A 19,128-nucleotide genomic window follows, 5' to 3' on the forward strand; every position below is an offset into this window, starting at 1 on the left:
ATGTGTTTAAATAAAAAGGGAGCATAGAACAATGAACGAAAAATATGCGTGTTATGTTCGTGTTTCTACTGATCGAGATGAACAGGTGTCTTCTGTTGAAAACCAAATTGATATATGCCGTAACTGGTTAGAGAGACAGGGATACGTATGGAATGAGAACAGCGTGTATAAGGACGAAGGAATCAGTGGAACCATTTTTAAAGATCGACCAGCGATTCAGTTGCTATTGGAGAAAGCAAAGAGAAAAGAAATCAACATGGTGTTGTTCAAGTCGATCAGCCGGCTTGCTAGGGATTTGAAGGATGCTTTGGAAATACGAGAAATATTTTTATCCCGAAATGTAAGAATTATTTCGATTGAAGAAGGCTATGACTCAGATGTTGCTGGAAAAAACGATATGAGTTTTGAAATGGCTTCCATGTTTGCTGATCACTACAGCAGAATGTTATCAGGGAGTATATCATCTGCACTGGCTGCTAAAGTTCGGCGTGGTCAACATATTGGGAAGATTCCATTTGGTTATATTCGAGAAGATGGTATTTTGAAGATTAAACAAGATGAAGCTGATGTTGTGAGGATGATCTTTGATTGGTATGTAAATGAAGGATTGGGATTCAAAACGATTACTCACAAATTAAATCAGTTGAGTTTGAAACCGAAAGAAATACAGAAGTGGCAAGTAACATCGGTGCAAAGAATTATTCGAAATCGTATATATTGTGGAGATTTTGTACTAAACAGATACACAACGATGAAAGTAGAAGGAAAAAAGAAACAAATTCAAAATCCAGAGAGTCGATGGCTCATTTTTCACGATCATCATGAACCTATTGTTAGTCGGGAGTGGTGGGAAAAAGCAAATTCCAATCTTATTAAAACAAAAAAGAAAATATCGCCATGGAATGATCTTCGCGGGATACTAAAATGTAGTGAATGTGGATCGAGTATAGTGCCCATGTTGTCATGGAGATTGCTTGCAAATGGGAAAAAAAAGGACTATCGGTACATGAAATGCAGCAAATATCGTCGTATGGGAGAAGCTGGTTGTGTAAATCATAGTCCGATATTATACGAAGAAATAAAGTCTTTTTTGATCAAACAATTGCTGGAAAAAAGCTACATGTTAAAATTGTCTTTCGAAGATCAGTTCCAAGGACAAAAACACGACCGTCTTGTTGTAGTTGAAAAAGAGATTGATGATCTCAAAAACAAAGCAACAAAGCTGATTGACCTGCACTTAGAACAAATGATTAGTAAAGAAGAGTTTAAACAAAAACGTAATGAAATAGATTGGAAAATCAACAACCTAGAAAATGAAAAGATTGAGTTGTCCAGACAGGAGTATACAACGAAGAAAATTGAGAGTATAAAACAGGCGTTTGATGTGTTGAGTAGCGATAGTCAAAACTTACATCATGCGTTTAGAACACTGCTTGATAGAGTAGTGGTACATCCTCAAGGGGAAATGGATATTTACTATACATTTAATGTTGTGTAGTTTTTTTATTCTTTTGGAATGCATTGTGAGCTATCTTTTAATGTCTCCTTTCGGGACATTGTGGGAAAAATACCCACTATGGTATAATATTTTGACAATATCCAACTGGGCTCTAGGAGTGAAGGATGCCTCAGGATTCTGTTGATAAATTGGTCGAGCTTTGGGAGAAAGGGGATGCAGCCGCAATAAAAGCTGCAGCTACCGGAGACCGGACGGAACTCGAAGAGTTCTCAAGGAGATCAGGGATCTGAAGGAGTAGTAGTCCCTCCCTAACAGGGAACCCAAGCTCTCTGGTGATAGATAGAGAAACTCTACCACCAGAGAGCATCACAGGAATGACGAACAATTTAAATATAAGTTAGTAATGGAGAAAATATGAGACTAACGTTTCCCGCCTATACCTGATGACAATAAGAAAAACTATTTTAGTAATCTCTAAAATGTCCGTTTTAGAGATTACTTTTCATTTAAGGGGGTTGGGGATAGTGGATAAAAGATTGGAATTTGTCAAGACTTCGACCAAGATCAGTTGGTGTTTAGATGAATTTATTAATGGTGATGATCGTTATCTTGCTTATGTAGAAACATCTTTTGAAATAAAGGGGGACTTTCTAGAAATAAAATCAGTTAGTAGTGCTTTCTATGAGGGTGATCATACTAAACGAATTCGATTGAAAGACATTTCAACCGTGACTACGAGCAGCGGGGGGCTAAATCCAAATCAAGATCCTAACATAAAGAATCCAGTAGCAAGAGCACACTTTACCCTCAATATTATTGGTGCTGGAATTATGCTTACGAGCTATAGTTCTCATTTTGGGTTTAGACGAAGAAATTCTGTTGAAGATCCCGCATTAAGTATGGAACATAAAAGACGAAATGCTGCATTAAAAAAAATATTCGATATAATGATCAATGAATTGCCAATGTTTATTTTAACTGCGGCGGATGCTAAAAAGTAATAGCGGTTATTATTTGCAATTGGTACGCATAGCAAATGTCATGCAGAAGTTGGCAGTAAAAGGTCGTTCTCAAGCAGTCGTGGAATTAGTCCGTTTAGGAGAGCTCAAAATATAAGGAAAAATCCCTACCCCCAATTTGTTTGGAAGGTAGGGTTTTTATTGTAGGTACTTCGTCATTTGTCAATATACTGCTGCCGGTACTCGTGTTTCAGTATGCTCATGATAATGGAGTCATGATAATAGTGATCATAAAACAATGCTTCTCGTTGAATACCTTCCTTTTTGAATCCCAATTTTTCGTATACATGTACTGCTTTTTGATTATAAGTAAAAACATTTAGTTCAACTCGATGTAAATTCAAAATACCGAAGGCATAATCAAGCATGAGTTTCATTGCTTCTGTTCCATAGCCTTTTCCTTGATTTTCATTGTTGTCAATGGAAATGCGAATATAGCAATTTCGATTGATTGTATCAATATCGAGTAATTGGATGTCACCTATGATTTGATCCTTTTCTTGTAATCCAATTAGTAAAAGAATACTTGACTGATCTCGTGATTTGGATTCGATGTAATGTCGTACACTTTCTCTTGTGAAACATTTTTGGGTGCCTGTAAGCCTTCTCGTTTCAGAATGAAAGAGCATGGAAAAGTAAGTGTCTGTATCATTTGCATCGATTGGGCGAAGATAAACTTTGCTTCCTTGTAGGAATTTCATGTTTCTATGTCCTTTCATCCAGCAGATTTCAAGTCGTATTCTGTTTTAGGTGCATTATGTTTTGGTTACTTCTGTTTCAGTTTCTTGGTACTCTTTCGAAATAAGACCAAGTTTCTCTAACCGAGACCGGATGCCACCATTTTGTCTCCCTAGTGTCTGCGCGATCTGGGCAATATCTAAACCTTGTTGAAACAAAGTTTCTAACTCCTCTTCTTCCTCTTTTGTCCAAGGTGTATATGCTTTAGGATGTGTTTTTTGAATTTCCGCTAATGTGGAAGTAGTTTTTGATTTATATTGTTGTAATAATTCCAGAAATGCATCACCAAAACGGTTTTGTCTACTTTCACCCCAGCCTTTTATCCGTAACATCCCGGCTTCATCTTGTGGAATGTAGGTAGTCATTTCGCGGAGAGTAGCATCGTTGCAGATAACATAAGGCGGAACATTTTCTTCTTCAGCTATTTTTCTGCGCAGTTGTCGCAATGCATCAAAGATCGGATTATCAACGCTAGTGTTATCTTTTGCAGGTACAGGTTCTTCTGCTAGATGCAATGTTACTTTTTCTTCCCCTTTCAACACAGCAACTGCGGATACATCCAATTTTGCTACAGGATACATTCCTTCAGATAATGGTTCTAGCCTTATGTATCCTTCATCTACTAACGATTTGCATATCTGCATTACTCTTTTTTCACTCTGTTCTTTCATTAATCCGTATGTAGAGAGACGATCATAACGAAAGTCCGTAATTTTTTTACTCTTTGAGCCTCTTAATATTTTGGTGAGAAAAGTTAGACCTACTTTTTCGTTTACTCTGCGTATACAGGAGAAAATCATTTGTGCTTCTGTAGTGACATCAACAGTATTTTTGGCTTTATTTGGGTCACAGTTATCACACATTTGGCAGGGTTTGCTATCTAATTCGCCAAAGTATTGTACAATTGTATGAGAACGGCATTGATTTGTTCGGCAATAATTGATCATGGCTTGTAATTTTTTGTTGTCTAATGCCTGTCGATCAGGATTGGATTGTTCGATGAAGTATTTTTGCAGGTAGATATCACTAGGTTCATAGAGTAGAACGCAATTGCTGTTTTCACCATCTCTGCCAGCGCGACCCGCTTCTTGGTAGTAAGCTTCTAGATTTTTTGGTAGATTATAATGAATAACAAACCGAACATCGGATTTATCAATACCCATACCAAAAGCATTTGTCGCTACAATGATAGGAGTACGATCATAAGAAAAAGCTTCTTGTGCTGTATTGCGTTCTTCTTCGCTCATTCCAGCATGATATTTGCCCACTTTGTATTTTTGCTTATGTAAAAATTGATGGAGCATATCGACATCTTTTCGAGTACCAGCATATATGATACCTGACTGATTGGGATGAGTACGCAAATATTGGATGATGAAATCTTTTTTATTTACATTTTTTTGCACCGTAAAATGTAAGTTTTCCCGCCGAAATGTAGTACGGTAGGTGTTCTCAACAGGAATATGCAACAGATGGAGAATATCGTCTTGTACTTGTTTCGTAGCTGTAGCAGTCAAAGCTAAAATGATAGGCTTTTTTGAGAGAGTATGAATTGCTCGCGGTATCAATTGATAACTAGGTCGAAAATCATGTCCCCATGTAGAAATACAATGGGCTTCATCAATTGCAAGTAATGCTACTGGCAGTTGGCGAAACAGCGATAAAAAATACTCCGTTTCCAGTCGTTCTGGTGCTACATAAATAATTTTATATGCATGGTTATGTATCTCTGAGATTCTTTCGCGTAATTCTGTAGCTGTCAATGAACTGTTAATATAAGTAGCAGGAATTCCTGTTTGTTTGAGTGAGTCTACTTGATCTTTCATCAATGAAATAAGCGGGGAAACAACAACAGTTATTCCATCAAGTAGTAAAGCAGGTATCTGATAACAAATCGACTTACCTCCACCTGTAGGTAAAATACCAAATGTATCAAGACCAGCTAATACACTTTCTACAATTTGCTGTTGTCCGTTGCGAAAGGTAGAATAGCCAAAATATTTTTGTAAATAGGTTTGAGCTTGTGAGATATTCATAGAAACCTCCTGACAAGCTCTATTGTAATCGAACTATAAGGGAATAGGAAGAGATTAGGAGAGGACTACTCATGATTGTAGAGATGAAAAATGTTTCGTGGCGTCGTGATCAGCGGCTGATCTTAGATCAAATTAACTGGGAGATCCACAAAGGTGAGCATTGGTGTCTTGTCGGCTTAAATGGTTCTGGTAAAACGAGTATTCTCGATTTGATCAACGGCTACCATTGGCCAACAAGTGGAGAGATAACAGTATTGGATCAACGTTTTGGTGAAACAGACCTAAGGGAGTTACGAAAAAAAATTGGTTGGGTAAGTACATCTATGCAGCAAAGATTACATGGATATGAAACAATTGAAAACGTTGTACTAAGTGGCAAATTTGCATCTGTAGGAGTTTATGAGAAACCAATAGAAGATGATTATGAACAAGTAAACACATTGCTCCAAGAATGGAGATGTGGTCATTTACAAGGAAGAATCTATCAAACATTGTCCCAAGGAGAAAAACAAAAAGTGTTGATAGGAAGGGCATTGATGGCTTCTCCAGAGCTGCTGATTTTAGATGAACCTTGTACAGGATTGGATATTTTTGCCAGGGAGCAAGTTCTTCACATGATTGATCAAATTGCAAAAAGTCCTAACGCCCCTACTCTTATTTATGTAACACACCATATCGAAGAAATACTTCCATGCTTTACCCATACGCTTTTGTTGAAACAAGGACAGGTTGCACAAAAAGGATGGACCAAGGATGTGCTAACAGAGCAAAATTTAAGTGAATTCTTTCAAACCTCCTTATCAGTGGAGCAAAAAAATGGACGAAGTTGGTTAATGCTGACTTGACAATTCAAGAACAAGTAAATCTCAAAAGAAAAGAGGCTTCATATCGTGATCGATCAAAAATTCCAATTACAAGATGTAATCGATAATCTTTCCAGAACACCAAAAGTATTACGTTCCATGTTAGAAGGACTGCCCCAAGAATGGATACACAACAACGAAGGAGAAAATACTTGGTCAGCTTATGATGTTGTGGGGCACCTGATTCATGGGGAAAAAACGGACTGGATGACTCGAATTCAAACGATACTCGATTATGGAGATACAAAGGAATTTGAACCTTTCGACCGGCAAGCCCATTTAAAAGCGAACCACCACAAATCACTTGATCTGCTGCTAGATGAATTTGAAACGATCCGGCAAGAGAATATAAAGCTTTTATCTGCATTAGTAACGGAAAATGATCTGGATCGCAAGGGACAGCATCCAGACTTTGGAAGCGTGACACTTCAAGAGTTACTAGCTACTTGGATGGTACATGATTTCAATCATATCGGTCAAATCTCCAGAGTGTTAGCCAAATACTGCCAAGATGAAGTAGGACCGTGGAAAGCTTATCTTGGAATTCTCCAGCCTAGAAAATAAAAATCTGCGTACTCTATATTTTCTTGATTCAAACCTTGATCAGAAAGATAAGCAATATCTTGATTAGAAGATACACATATGAGAGGCTATGGATAGGACAGTGCTGATAGAAGGAGTAGAAATATGAAACAAACTGCAACTTACACGGTAGAGGTTACTGCTGAATTTGCCTTTGAATGGTTATTGCACGGCAACTTCCTGCTTGCAGGATTAGACCTCCAATCCTTTCAGTTTGATGAACTGGACGAGGGCGGCAGGTTTCTCGCATACGAGGAGATTAACGATCATAAATTTGTCCCGATAAAAGGGAAGTTTTTAGCTCTAAAAAAGCCACATCAGTTTCAGCTGGAAGTGTATTTTCCTGGAGGAGAGCAGATTGTAGACTATCGTATCTTCGAAGAAGAGCGTACTTCTAAAATACAAGTATCATATACAAACCGATACCGTTCTTTGATGGCTGGCTGGTGGAGCAAAGCTTTTCCAAAGAAATCAGAAGCCCTTTTTTCGCAGGCTTTGGAAACAGAAAAGACTAAGTTGCAAGAGTCGTTTCATCTTAATCGCCTAAATACGAGAATTTCAGGAGTGAAGATAGATCAATATGAGATGGAGGAGAAATGGAAAGTGTTCTCCCCGAGTAATCCTTATTTGAGATGGGTTCGACCAGAGGTTTAGATAATTAGTAGGATTGTTATAGAAGAGGGGAACAAGCAGTTTCTCTCTAATTTTTATTTTAGTCTCGCTTACTAAAAAATACATAATGGAGTCGATATCTCATGATCTCTTTTCGAAAATTAAGTGATTGTACTTGGAATGAGATGACTACTATTTGGAACAAAGGATTCGAAGGGTATTTTGTTCCTCTCCATTTTAATGAAGCACAATTAAATATCCATCTGGTAAAAGGAGATATCTCTCCGAAACATTCTTTCATTGCTTTTTATAATAACGAACCTGCTGGGTTCGTATTAAATGGGTTTCGTCAAGTCGGTGACAAGAAAGTAGCATGGAATGGGGGGACTGGTGTAGCAAAAGAATTTCGTGGATTTGGGATTGGAAAAGCTATGATGCAAAAATGTATGGCTATTTATAAAGATGAACAAGTAGATATTGCAACACTAGAAGCCATTGAACGAAATGAACCAGCAATTAGACTCTACGAGAAATTCGGTTACTCTATCACAAATCAGCTTTATTTTTATGATACAAAAAAAGTTCCAACTTCTTTACCAGTGAGGAAAACGGATTATCGGTTAGAAAGAATTAGTAGCAAAGCAGTCAAAAAGCTTCCATTTTGGAACAAATGGACCCCATGGCAAAATCAAATAACAAACCAACCAGATGATAGCCAAGCAATTATAGTAAGTGATATAAATGGCAACCCGATAGGATATGCCCACATTCGAGACATTTTTGATAGCAACGGAGAAAAAATACAAACCATCTTATGTCATTGTGAAATAAAACCTGGGTTTAATAAAAAAGAAACATTGGAACAACTATTATTAGAGGTGTTTGCTTTTGAAAGAGTTTCATTAAATAAAAATCCATTTACGTTTTCCACCTATAATCTTTTGCTAGATGATTGTGTAAAGGAAGTACTAGAAAGTTGGAACTTTGAGAAAAAAATGGGTCAAGTTTGGATGCAGCAAACTTTTCATTAAAAAGATGCTTTTTTAGGAGAATAGCAGCAAAAATGTAAGTTTTAAGTTTGAAAGGAGCTGCTTTTTCCGTCAGGAAAGTGTAGGATGCTTTTTTCTTCAGGGCATCGACAAGATATTTTACACATCTTTGTTATGGAAAAATAAAACAAGAGAGAAACATTGAGTAATGAGAAATTGTTTCTCTCTTGTTTTCATTTATTCGTTTTTAAATTCCGCATGCATAGTAGATGAACTGGAGGAAGAAGGGATCACGATCGAACTCAATTCTGCTGCTCCTATTATATTCTACAAGTAATTTCAAGAGAATAAGCCTATGTTACGACCGTAGGCTTGTGTAGCAAGGGATTAACTATTTCTTATAATTTACTTTCTTCTCCATTCGATTCAACTAGGTTCCATTTTCAATTTCCTCTCAATAAACTGAATGATCATTCAAGTTGTTATAAAATAGCAAAATCATACATAATGAGGTATAATAAAAAGAACAAACGTGCTACTTTTATATTGAAAATGACACAGCAATTTTTTTCAATATATTTTTTCAGTAGTTTTTTCGGTCTTAAGGAGTTAGGGAATTATTTGAATTATACTTATATTTGTAGGTTCCTTCATTAGAGAACGATAGATATTTTTGAGCTGAAATATAAAAGCAAGGAGTCAAAAAAAGTCGTATGATCAAGATGAAGCATTTTATTGGAAGAGGTGTACAAATGAAAGGGTTGGAAGAAAAAAAATACCGCTTAAATCTTCTGAAGTTTGTTGGAGAAAATAAGCGAATGATGATGCTTAGTATGATAGTCATGCTGATTACGACAGGACTAGGTGTGATTACGCCTTGGCTGATGTCCTTTTTGGTTGACAAAGCACTACCTAAACGAGATGTAAACTTGCTAATCCTTTGTGTCGCTGGGATTGCAGTTATTCCGATTTTAAATATGTTGATTTCTGCTTTAGAAAATGTATATAAAAGTAATGTACAGACTCAAATAACTGTAAAATTGCGATTTCAATTATTAGAAAAGTTACTAAAACTTTCTCCCATTACGTTGAGTAAATATCAACAGGGAGATATCACTGGTAGATTGGTACGAACTTGCGATGATATTTCCGGGTTTGTTACAAAATTGCTCAATGGATTTGACAACGTGATCTCGTTTTTGTTTGTTGGTGTAGTTATGTTGACGATGAACTGGAAATTATCGGCCATTGTTCTGTTTTTTGCACCATTGATGGTTTATTTTTATTATCGTCGAATTCGTTTTTGGCGGACAACTTACAAAGATATTAGCGTAGCCCAAAAAGAATACGATGTTTTTATTACCGAAGTTGTCCCTGGGTTAAAAACAGTTCAGACTTATCAACAAGAAAAACATGAAATAGCTCATGGTGAAGAGCTCAATCGAAAGTATCGAGAATTGCAAAATCAACTGCAAAAACAGCGCAGTTTTCAAGGGCGGTTATTTTGGGAATTACAAGACTCTTTGAGCACTAGTCTCGTTTATGCAGCTGGGATCTATTTTATTTTTCATCAACAGATGACTATTGGACAATTATTAGCATTTGCAGTTTATGTGCCTCGGTTTTACGGGGCGATTAATTCATTGTTTATGCTTTATATGGATCGAGATCAATTGAAACCAGAAATTGAACGATATGAAGAGATGATGGAGTTTCCAGATGAGAATATTGATGATGAAAAGGCAATTGTTTTGGAACAAACGAATGGAAAAATTGAATTTCAACATGTTTCTTTTGGGTACTCAGATGAAAGAGAAATCTTGCAAGATGTCTCGTTTTCTATCCAGCCTGGTGAATTTATTGGAGTTGTAGGAGCAACAGGTGGTGGAAAATCTACTATTATCGATCTGCTGCTCCGATTTGGAAAACCTCGCTCCGGCCAAATACTTTTAGACGGACTTCCTTTATCTTCGTATCGTTTAGAAGATTATCGCAAACATGTAGGTTTGGTTCCCCAAGATATCTTTTTGTGGAATCGAACCATTCGGGAAAACTTGCTCTATGTCAATCCACAAGCTTCGGAAGAGGAAATGCTGAAAGCAGCGGAACAAGCACAAATGATGAATTTGATTGAAAATTTACCTGAAGGATGGGATACCTTAATCGGTGACCGTGGTGTTCGCTTGTCTGGTGGAGAAAAGCAACGGTTGGCAATTGCTCGAACATTATTACGGAAACCATCTATTTTATTGTTAGACGAACCAACTTCTGCATTAGATGCGAAAACGGAATTTTTACTGCAAGCGTGTTTGGAAGAAGTGTATATAGATAAGACGATTATTGTAGTTGCCCATCGTTTGGCGACTATTCGCAATGCGGATCGCATTTTGGTGGTGAACAAAGGTCGGATAGAAGAAGCAGGTTCGCATGAAGAACTGATGTCTAAGCGAGGTTATTATTATGAGTTGGCCAAACAACAATTGGAAGTGTCTACTTTGGTAGGATAAGTATGATAATAGTTAAAAGCGAAGGTCTTTCGATTGCACTAAACAGAAACAGTCTCTGTTTCCAACAGGGTAGCAGTACCAAAGAATTCATGAATTCGTTCTTGTTTTACCCAAATAGCTTCTAATGAATCCTTAACGCATCGCATAAAAGGAACAGGTCCACAGAAGTATATATCAGCTTCTTGTGTTGGGAGTATTTGTTTCAGCCAAGGTAAATCAATAAATCCTTCCTTATCAAACCTTTTTTGCTCATAGTCTGTTTGAGTTGGCCGTTCATAACAGATATAAGATTTTAGTTGTGGAAACTGTAAATAGACATCTAAGGAAAAATTCCTAGGAGAAAAGACAATAGACACCGTAATGATGTCATGATATAGTGAATTTCCTTATATAATCGTCCAACCATGAACTTACTGCAAGCCAGCTGTAATCATGGTTTATTTTTTTGGAAAGAGATGGGGGTGCATCTCATGGATTCGATGGAATTTGAAGAGAAAAGATTAAAGCAGACATTAGAAAAATTGGAGAATATACGAGTCTCCCTGCAAAAAATACCTCGTTATTTTGGCAAAGATATTGTGGAACAACTTCTGGATGATCAGCGCCAGCAACAGTTAAAAAACATGGAAATCGCTCAAGTAGAGCCTTATTTTGGACGGCTTGATTTTGAAGAAGCAGGAAATAAACCGATTACTCCGCTTTATATTGGCAAGGCAGGTATTCAAGATGAAAATACGAATGAGCTTATTGTCATAGACTGGCGGGCTCCTGTTTCTAGCATGTTTTATTCTTTTACTGGATCAGATGATCCAATCTCGTATGAATCTCCAGATGGGGAAGTGTGGGGTAAAATACATCTGAAACGAAATATCGCTATCCGCAATCAAGTGTTACAGCGTGTGGTAGATAGTTATGTTCGAGGTGTAGAGAACTTGGGGGTAACAGATGAGTTTCTCCTTTATCGGTTGAGTGATAGCAAAGACAGCAGGTTGCGTGACATTGTTTCCACGATCCAACAAGAACAAGATTTGATTATTCGAGCTGACTATGATCGGGTACTCCTAATTCAAGGTGTTGCTGGCAGTGGGAAAACGACAGTAGCACTTCATCGATTAGCGTATTTATTGTATCAATATCAAAATAAAATCAATCCACAAAAAATCATCATTTTTGCTCCCAACCACATGTTTTTGGATTACATATCAGAAGTCCTTCCTGAACTGGGTGTAGGAGAAATCCAGCAAACAACTTTTGAAGAATGGGCTTTGACAATACTGAAAGAAAATATCACCTTAAAAGACCGTCATCATGAACTGGTAGAGTGGTTTGACCCTGACATGGATCATCAAACCATAAACCCGAAAGGGAGATATTTATTTTTGCAAGAGATAGAAGACGAACTAAAAAGATATGAGACCAATTTTTTCCCAGACAAAGGCTTTGCTGCATGGGATAACAAATTTCTTTCTGCTGAGGAAATAGGCCATTGGTTTTATGAAGAGTATAAACATTATCCGTTGATGAAAAGAAAAGAACGTGTAATGGCACGGATAAAACGATGGATTGAAATGGAACACAAAGAAATTCGCGAGCGTGATCCGAAAGGATTAAAGAAGAAACAAGCAAACAAGCTGTTTACAGCTTACAAAAAAACATGGCCCAATCACTCGGTGCTTGAATGGTATCGTCTATTTATCCAAAAATCCAAACTTTTAACAGGAAAACTACAAGAAAAAGGAAAAAAGCGGGAAGTTGCTTATGAGGATTTAGCACCATTGGTTTATATTCATGATCGTTTATATGGCATAGAAGGAGACCAGAAGTATGATCATATTGTGATCGATGAAGCACAAGATTTTTCTCCTGTACAAGTAGCAGTATTGCAAAAACATTGTCCTAGTAATTCTTTCACTATTTTGGGTGATATATTGCAAAATATATATTCTTTTCAAGGAATAGGGCAGTGGGATGATTTTTCCACTTTGTTTGACAGCCAAAAACTCCGTTTCCATCAATTAGAAAGAAGTTATCGTTCCACGATGGAGATCATTCACTTTGCAAATGGGGTATTAGGTCAGTATGCAGGAGACGTAAAACAAGCAGAACCTGTTTTTCGCAGTGGGCAAGCAGTTCAAATTGTGCAAGTGGTAAAAGAGAAGAGAATGGATTGGATCAAAGAAACCATCGAGAAGTTAGAAAGGGATCAAGTAAAAACGATTGCTTTGGTTACAAGAGATGAAGAGACATGCTCTATCATCCATGAAGCGCTTCAAAACATTGGGGTTTCTGCCAATCGGATAACGTTTGACCAGAAAGAATACTTAGGAGGTATTTCCATTGCCCCTGTATATTTGACGAAGGGAATGGAGTTTGACGCTGTTATTTTATTGGATGTCGATAAAGAACAATACCTCGATGATGCCCTGCATGCGAAATTATTATATGTAGGTTGCACACGTGCGCTGCATCAGCTCATTCTCACTTATAGCAAGTCCATGTCTTCTCTTGTAGAAAGAGTTTCGCCGGAGTTATATCAGGCAAAAGCCTATGTTACATAAGAAGAAACACGCGCGCCCCAGAGAGATGCCTCCCTGGGGCGCTTGATTCTGAAGCAGAGTTTTACTGTTTGTAAAAGGTTAGATAAAGAAAATCTTATAAGTATAGTAGGGATCATCGTTTTATCTTATAAAATAAAAAACTAATCACAAGTGAAATGAGAGAAAATAACACAGCTATACTAGAAAAAGCGAGTAGATATGCATTATATTCCGTAAACTGCTTGATCATGCTATACGTATCTACTTGATACAGTGGGGTAATCAAGTTAATCAGGATGAGAACAGATAAAAGGCTGAGTAAACCTTGGGACGAATTTTCAATGTCTGGTTTGCTTAATGCAATATGAGAAGAGATGCAAATTGCCAAAATCACAAAAATCCAAAATGTGGGTTGAGTGAAATTCTCAGTGGTAAATAAACTCTCACCCATCAGAACTACAGCTTTACCTAGTGATTGAAACATTTGTAAGTCTAGCGTTTGATTGGTTGCAGAGTTTTGATGGATTTGGTTTTGCAGCGTAGCAAAAGATTGAGGTACAAGCAGGTACATCGCTAATATAATGGTTCCTACTCCACTGATAATCGGTCCGATACCAATGAAAAAATTACCAATTCGTTGATATACGCTGTTGGGGTTATATTGATGTTCGACATATCCCAATACTCCATTAAGATCTTTTGTTTGTAATAATTTGACCGACTTTACTTTATGTAACCAGATGACACACTGAATCCAGTGTCCTATTTCATGAATTGGAGTTCCAATCCAAGCAGTAATCAAAATTCCCCGTCTTCCAAACGTTTTGGTCAGATAGATTTGGGATTGCTTCTCCAAAACTCCTAAAATAAACCCGATTACAATTAATACACCGACCAAATAAATCAATTCTACTACACTTACAAATAAAGCATTCCATAGAAATGTGATCAATGCCATTTATGATGTCCTTTCATGATCTTACTTTTTAGTTGTTAGTTTGATTTTACATCATTTCGTTTGTTTATAACGAAAGGCATAGAGAAAATTCTATTCATTAGCTTATTAAAAAAAGGATAATGGCGGAGGTTTGTTGCTTATTATCTAAAATTCTACATTTTTAAATTGATAAATGAAATGAATATATTTAAAATGGGTATAATTATTATGAAGTTGAAATCCATAAAACAATTGAAAGGAAGAGGTCTCTTGCAAAAGCGATTACTGATTATTTTAACTAGTCTTGTTCTCTTAGTATCTGGATTTGTATCTGGCATTTTTTTCGTTCAAAGGTCTGATGCAGACACTTATCAAAATCCTCAAAAGTCTCGGCTGGATCAAATTATTGCCCAAGGTAAAATTCGTGTGGGAACGACAGGGGACTACAAGCCATTTACTTACTGGAATCCGACTACAAAACAATATGAAGGCTATGATATCGATGCAGCTAAGATGTTAGCAAATGATCTAGGCGTGAAAGTAGAATTCGTCAAAACTACTTGGTCAACGATGATGCAAGATTTACAAAATAATAAATTTGATATTGCAATGGGTGGAATCACAAGAACGTTGTTGCGTCAAAAGACAGCTAACCTTTCAGATCCTTACATCCAAGATGGGAAATCACCATTGATTCGAAGTAGTGATAAAGATAAATTCAAAACATTAGCTGATATCGATAAGCCTGATGTGAAAATAGCTGTAAATCCTGGAGGTACGAACGAAAAATTTGTGAAAGAAAATATCAAAAATGCACAAATTATTACTGTCCAAAATAATTTGGAAATTCCGAAGATGGTAGCCGAAGGGCAAGTAGATGTAATGATTACGGATACAACAGAAGCTCGATACTATGCTAATCAAGACAATCGACTACTTGCCATCTTAACGGAAAACCCTTTCAACCTTCATGAAAATGGATACTTGATGCAAAGAGGAGACCTCGATTTTCAAAATTGGATTAACTTGTGGATGGATGAGATGAAGTTGCATGGCAAATTTAAAGAATTAGAGAAAAAGTGGATTTCGGGTTAAGCACTCACTTAAGAGCAAACATAAAAAACGCTTGATCCTTGAATCATAGGATCAAGCGTTTTATCTAATAATTTATTTTACACGGACTGAGGACACTACATCATTCCATGTTCCGTTTCCTAGTTTACGTTTCGTAAAGTCTGGATAATTCCCTGGTGCCAAGTTCCATTGATGTCCTTTGTAGTTGATATGTTCATAAAGAACAGCACCGCCACCTCTGGATACTTTGGCAGATGATGCGATATCGTTCCAATTATTGTTAACCAAAGTGCTGTCGTTCGAACAAATCTTGATGTGCTTCCCTTTGAAGTTAACATGCTCATACAGTGTCACACAAGATTTTTGGTGAGCTGCAAAAGCCGAGACTGGAATCAAAGCAATCGCAACTGCAAAAGCAAATAACATAGCGAAACACTTCTTCATCAAAACATCTCCCATGGTTTATTGGGGTAATACCCCTTTTGTAAGTATATGCATCCAATAGGAACTAGTATGATACACTTAGAAATAAATAAACTTTTTTATATTATTATCCACCATGCAACTTACCCAGTTTTTTTGCAGACAGTAATCCATCCTTGAACTACATTACCCCCATGCCCCCGGTGATTTATCCCATATACTGTAAACCGATGAGCGAGATTACGACAGAGTTTTTCATAATCATACGTACTTCGAAACTTTCCATGGAGTACGACAAGCGAAGGTCCTTTTCCAACAACACGACAAGGAATATTAGTTCCGTTCAGAGATACTACATTATTTTTTTCCACCATACTGTATGTTTTTCGTTCCAAGTTGTGATATGTTCTTTGCTTTATCAATCGATATCCTCCCTATCAATTGGTTGCTTTTTTGATGTGTACAGAACAAACTTTCTTATTTATTTTATCTATTTGCCGAACAAAAATCAAACATACGTTTCCTGTTCGTAGGCACATTTGCTCTCTAATATTCGTCTATTCCTTTACCGAAAAATGCAAATATGAGACAAAGATTGTATCTTGAATGACAAGGTAATACTTAGTATTAGACTAATTTGCTACATATTGAGGAATATATATTCGCATAAAGTCGATCGTTTGATAAAATAGAACTAATATTTTTTCATTTGGTTAATAGAGGAGCACATAGGGATGAAATTTGTATCCTGGAATGTAAATGGATTGCGATCCGTCATGAAAAAAGGAGATTTTAGGCAATACTTGGAAGAAGCAGATGCAGATATTGTTTGTCTGCAAGAAACCAAGATACAGGAAGGACAAGTGGATCTTGATCTAAAAGGTTATCATACATATTGGAATTATGCGGAGAAAAAAGGATACTCTGGAACTGCTATTTTCACCAAACAAGAACCACTTGCTGTTACCTATGGATTAGACTTAGAGGAATATGACCAAGAAGGCAGAGTTATCACCATGGTCTTTGAAAACTTTTATTTGTTAACTGTTTATACACCAAACTCGAAACGCGGTTTGATCCGATTAGATTACCGGATGAAGTGGGAAGAGGTCTTTTTGGACTACATCGAACGACTAGATAAACATAAACCTGTTATCTTTTGTGGCGATCTCAATGTAGCCCATCAAGAAATCGATATCAAAAATCCAAAAACAAATCGAAAAAGTGCTGGTTTTTCAGATGAAGAAAGAGAGAAATTCAGCATTTTGTTGTCAAAAGGTTTTATTGATACTTATCGTTATCTCTATCCAGATCAAGAAGGTGCTTATACATGGTGGTCGAACTTTTCCAATGCACGAGCAAAAAATAGTGGCTGGCGTCTTGATTATTTTGTTGTGTCAGAACGACTGAAAAATAAGATCAAAGAGGCGGGAATCTGTAACCAGGTCATGGGTTCCGATCACTGTCCGATAGAGTTAGAGATAGATATATAAAAGAATGTCCCTTAAAACGATACTCGTTATAGGGGACTTTTTATTAGGTCTATCGTTAAGTTTGATTAGATATGGTATATTAGTTAATGACTAATTAATTTAGGTTATACCTAATAAAAAAGGTGATTATTATGCTCATATGGATGTTACGAAAACTCATGGCAGATCGTGGGATATGGAAAGGCTCTGAATTAGGACGATTATTGAAAGAAAAGGCAGGATATCAGCTATCAGCTCCATCCATCAGTGCATTACTCAATGGTGAACCAAAGCAGATGAAGATGGAGACATTAGATGCGTTATGCACAGCATTAGAATGTACTCCCAATGATCTATGGATGCACCAGATTTCAGAAGAGAGATAGGAGCGGGATGAAAGTATGGCTGAAAGAACTATTTTACCATTTGGGGAAGCAGTCCTCCGTAAAGTTGCAAAGCCAGTAACTCGTTTTGACGAACGCACTTGGAGGTTACTGGATGACATGGCAGATACGTTGCAAGCTGATGAAGGACGTGCAGGATTAGCAGCACCTCAAATCGGAATATTGCGCCGTGCGATTGTGATGGTAAGTGAAGATGGCATCTTAGAGTTAATTAATCCAGAAATTTTGGAAATGAGTGGAGAACAAGTTGGACCTGAAGCTTGTCTATCCTTTCTGGGCTATGCAGGTATTGTAAAACGTGCAAAGTATGTAAAAATAAAAACACAAGATAGAAATGGAAAAGAACATATTTTAGAGGGAAAAGGTCATTTAGCTCGATGTATTCAGCATGAAATCGATCATTTAAATGGCATTCTATTTATCGATCATGTTAAAGAAGATCACCTTTATCATCAGAGGACAAAGAAAACCATCAGTCTACTGGATGTGATTCGTTTGTCCAATAGTCAGACATAATAGAAAAATACAAAAAGCTGATTCCGGTCATCAGAATCAGCTTCATCTCCTCTAATAAAAATCCCAATCTGCCTGTTGCTTGTTATTTCTCCTTACTTTTGGCATCCTTACCTCCAAAACTCCATCATGATAGGAAGTTTTCATCCCTTCATGAGACACAGGGCTAGGCAGTGGTAAAGAACGGTGAAAACGTCCTGCATAACGCTCTCGACGAAACATATTTTCTTCCCTGATATCTACCATTTTGTTGATGGAAGCCCTGATCATTAAGAGATCATTTTCGATCTGAATGTTCACATCTTCTTTTCTTGTCAGGCCAGGAATTTTACAAGTGGCGATAACCTCTTTTTCTGTTTCCTGCACATCAACCTGCATCTCGCCAAATTGCTGCTCTTTGCCAAGGATGGAAGGGAAGTCAGAAAACAATCGATCAAACTGTTTGCTAAGTTGTCGAAATGGGTCATAAGGTAGCAATGACATATTACATCTCTAGCCTCCTCTGTATGATTTTTGTCTTTTTATACAGTGATATTCAAAATAAAGGGAAAAGTGCATTCCTTATAGGATATGTAGAAGGAAACTACAAACTTGTAGTATACTTGTCTTATAAATCGATTAATTCAGCTATTTTTCCGAACACCTTATGCGTCGGATTTTCCCCTAGGGGTCGTCGGAAACGTCAAACTCTAGGGATAATAAGGGATTTGATCATTGTCAGAATTCGATTTTGGTAATTTTATTCCAGTTATTAGGGGGTGGCTCCGGGGTGTTCGGAAATTCTATTTTGGAGCTAGATATACCAAGGGATTTGAGCCACGCGATTACAAAGCAAAACACTTCAGTAAGAAGATTGAAACTTGATTAAGTGATCTAACAGATACATTCCAATTAGTTACAAAGCAAAACACTTCAGTAAGAAGATTGAAACTTGATTAAGTGATCTAACAGATACATTTCAAT

Annotated in this window: 20 protein-coding genes and 1 pseudogene; 14 read left to right on the forward strand and 7 right to left on the reverse strand. The window is 37.0% G+C overall.

Features of this window, described 5'->3' with window-relative positions; translation table 11 throughout:
* The first annotated feature begins 31 nt into the window (after window positions 1–31).
* The 4 genes and pseudogenes from MK805_RS06415 to MK805_RS06425 form a co-directional block, all read left to right on the forward strand.
* A complete protein-coding gene (locus MK805_RS06415; RefSeq protein WP_240874763.1) occupies window positions 32–1,498 on the forward strand; it encodes a recombinase family protein in 1,467 nt (488 codons plus the stop codon).
* Between the two features lie 125 nt (window positions 1,499–1,623).
* Entirely contained in the window at window positions 1,624–1,749 is a 126-nt protein-coding gene (locus MK805_RS17810; protein ID WP_255724528.1) for a hypothetical protein, read from the forward strand.
* A gap of 234 nt (window positions 1,750–1,983) precedes the next feature.
* On the forward strand, window positions 1,984–2,460 hold the full coding sequence (locus tag MK805_RS06420) for a hypothetical protein (protein WP_240874764.1): 477 nt from the start codon (window positions 1,984–1,986) through the stop codon (window positions 2,458–2,460).
* 28 nt (window positions 2,461–2,488) lie between these two features.
* A pseudogene (locus tag MK805_RS06425) lies at window positions 2,489–2,575 on the forward strand (helix-turn-helix transcriptional regulator); the annotation flags it as partial.
* A gap of 58 nt (window positions 2,576–2,633) precedes the next feature.
* On the opposite strand, the gene MK805_RS06430 reads toward MK805_RS06425, so the two are convergent.
* Both MK805_RS06430 and recQ read right to left on the reverse strand, forming a co-directional pair.
* Window positions 2,634–3,179, reverse strand: a complete 546-nt coding sequence (locus tag MK805_RS06430) for a GNAT family N-acetyltransferase (RefSeq protein ID WP_240874765.1) — start codon at window positions 3,177–3,179, stop codon at window positions 2,634–2,636.
* A 54-nt stretch (window positions 3,180–3,233) separates the two neighbouring features.
* On the reverse strand, window positions 3,234–5,252 hold the full coding sequence (gene recQ / locus MK805_RS06435; RefSeq protein WP_240874766.1) for a DNA helicase RecQ: 2,019 nt from the start codon (window positions 5,250–5,252) through the stop codon (window positions 3,234–3,236).
* A 71-nt stretch (window positions 5,253–5,323) separates the two neighbouring features.
* Between recQ and MK805_RS06440 the strand changes: the two genes are divergently transcribed.
* From MK805_RS06440 to MK805_RS06460, 5 genes are all read left to right on the forward strand, one after another.
* Window positions 5,324–6,097 carry an ABC transporter ATP-binding protein gene (locus MK805_RS06440; RefSeq protein WP_240874767.1) on the forward strand — a complete coding sequence of 258 codons (774 nt, stop codon included), beginning with the start codon at window positions 5,324–5,326 and terminating at the stop codon, window positions 6,095–6,097.
* Window positions 6,098–6,142: 45 nt separating this feature from the next.
* A complete protein-coding gene (locus tag MK805_RS06445) occupies window positions 6,143–6,679 on the forward strand; it encodes a DinB family protein (protein WP_240874768.1) in 537 nt (178 codons plus the stop codon).
* Window positions 6,680–6,802: 123 nt separating this feature from the next.
* Window positions 6,803–7,351, forward strand: coding sequence for a hypothetical protein (locus MK805_RS06450; RefSeq protein ID WP_240874769.1), 549 nt, complete (start codon window positions 6,803–6,805; stop codon window positions 7,349–7,351).
* Between the two features lie 101 nt (window positions 7,352–7,452).
* The gene (locus MK805_RS06455) at window positions 7,453–8,340 is read left to right on the forward strand and encodes a GNAT family N-acetyltransferase (RefSeq protein WP_240874770.1); all 888 of its coding nucleotides are present in this window, start codon (window positions 7,453–7,455) and stop codon (window positions 8,338–8,340) included.
* 680 nt (window positions 8,341–9,020) lie between these two features.
* Window positions 9,021–10,805, forward strand: a complete 1,785-nt coding sequence (locus tag MK805_RS06460) for an ABC transporter ATP-binding protein (RefSeq protein ID WP_240874771.1) — start codon at window positions 9,021–9,023, stop codon at window positions 10,803–10,805.
* Between the two features lie 38 nt (window positions 10,806–10,843).
* On the opposite strand, the gene MK805_RS06465 is transcribed toward MK805_RS06460, so the two are convergent.
* Window positions 10,844–11,161 (reverse strand): NO-inducible flavohemoprotein, encoded by a 318-nt coding sequence (locus MK805_RS06465; RefSeq protein WP_240874772.1) that lies wholly within the window; start codon window positions 11,159–11,161, stop codon window positions 10,844–10,846.
* A 114-nt stretch (window positions 11,162–11,275) separates the two neighbouring features.
* Between MK805_RS06465 and MK805_RS06470 the strand changes: the two genes are divergently transcribed.
* A complete protein-coding gene (locus tag MK805_RS06470; RefSeq protein ID WP_240874773.1) occupies window positions 11,276–13,363 on the forward strand; it encodes a HelD family protein in 2,088 nt (695 codons plus the stop codon).
* A 112-nt stretch (window positions 13,364–13,475) separates the two neighbouring features.
* Here the strand turns inward: MK805_RS06470 and MK805_RS06475 are convergent, their stop codons facing one another.
* Window positions 13,476–14,300, reverse strand: coding sequence for a hypothetical protein (locus tag MK805_RS06475; protein ID WP_240874774.1), 825 nt, complete (start codon window positions 14,298–14,300; stop codon window positions 13,476–13,478).
* 213 nt (window positions 14,301–14,513) lie between these two features.
* On the opposite strand from MK805_RS06475, the gene MK805_RS06480 reads away from it, so the two are divergent.
* Window positions 14,514–15,374 (forward strand): transporter substrate-binding domain-containing protein, encoded by an 861-nt coding sequence (locus tag MK805_RS06480; protein ID WP_240874775.1) that lies wholly within the window; start codon window positions 14,514–14,516, stop codon window positions 15,372–15,374.
* A gap of 72 nt (window positions 15,375–15,446) precedes the next feature.
* Here MK805_RS06480 and MK805_RS06485 read toward each other — a convergent pair whose 3' ends face one another.
* Both MK805_RS06485 and MK805_RS06490 read right to left on the reverse strand, forming a co-directional pair.
* The gene (locus MK805_RS06485; RefSeq protein WP_240874776.1) at window positions 15,447–15,797 is read right to left on the reverse strand and encodes a beta/gamma crystallin-related protein; all 351 of its coding nucleotides are present in this window, start codon (window positions 15,795–15,797) and stop codon (window positions 15,447–15,449) included.
* Window positions 15,798–15,919: 122 nt separating this feature from the next.
* Window positions 15,920–16,198, reverse strand: a complete 279-nt coding sequence (locus MK805_RS06490) for an alpha/beta fold hydrolase (RefSeq protein ID WP_240874777.1) — start codon at window positions 16,196–16,198, stop codon at window positions 15,920–15,922.
* A gap of 312 nt (window positions 16,199–16,510) precedes the next feature.
* Between MK805_RS06490 and MK805_RS06495 the strand changes: the two genes are divergently transcribed.
* The 3 genes from MK805_RS06495 (at window position 16,511) to def (ending at window position 18,168) form a co-directional block, all read left to right on the forward strand.
* Window positions 16,511–17,269, forward strand: a complete 759-nt coding sequence (locus MK805_RS06495) for an exodeoxyribonuclease III (RefSeq protein WP_240874778.1) — start codon at window positions 16,511–16,513, stop codon at window positions 17,267–17,269.
* Window positions 17,270–17,400: 131 nt separating this feature from the next.
* The gene (locus MK805_RS06500) at window positions 17,401–17,634 is read left to right on the forward strand and encodes a helix-turn-helix domain-containing protein (protein WP_240874779.1); all 234 of its coding nucleotides are present in this window, start codon (window positions 17,401–17,403) and stop codon (window positions 17,632–17,634) included.
* Window positions 17,635–17,649: 15 nt separating this feature from the next.
* The gene (def, locus tag MK805_RS06505; RefSeq protein ID WP_240874780.1) at window positions 17,650–18,168 is read left to right on the forward strand and encodes a peptide deformylase; all 519 of its coding nucleotides are present in this window, start codon (window positions 17,650–17,652) and stop codon (window positions 18,166–18,168) included.
* 51 nt (window positions 18,169–18,219) lie between these two features.
* On the opposite strand, the gene MK805_RS06510 is transcribed toward def, so the two are convergent.
* On the reverse strand, window positions 18,220–18,648 hold the full coding sequence (locus tag MK805_RS06510) for an Hsp20/alpha crystallin family protein (RefSeq protein WP_240874781.1): 429 nt from the start codon (window positions 18,646–18,648) through the stop codon (window positions 18,220–18,222).
* Between the last annotated feature and the right edge of the window lie 480 nt (window positions 18,649–19,128).

The organism is Shimazuella soli (genome assembly GCF_022511585.1).
Lineage (GTDB): Bacteria > Bacillota > Bacilli > Thermoactinomycetales > Thermoactinomycetaceae > Shimazuella > Shimazuella soli.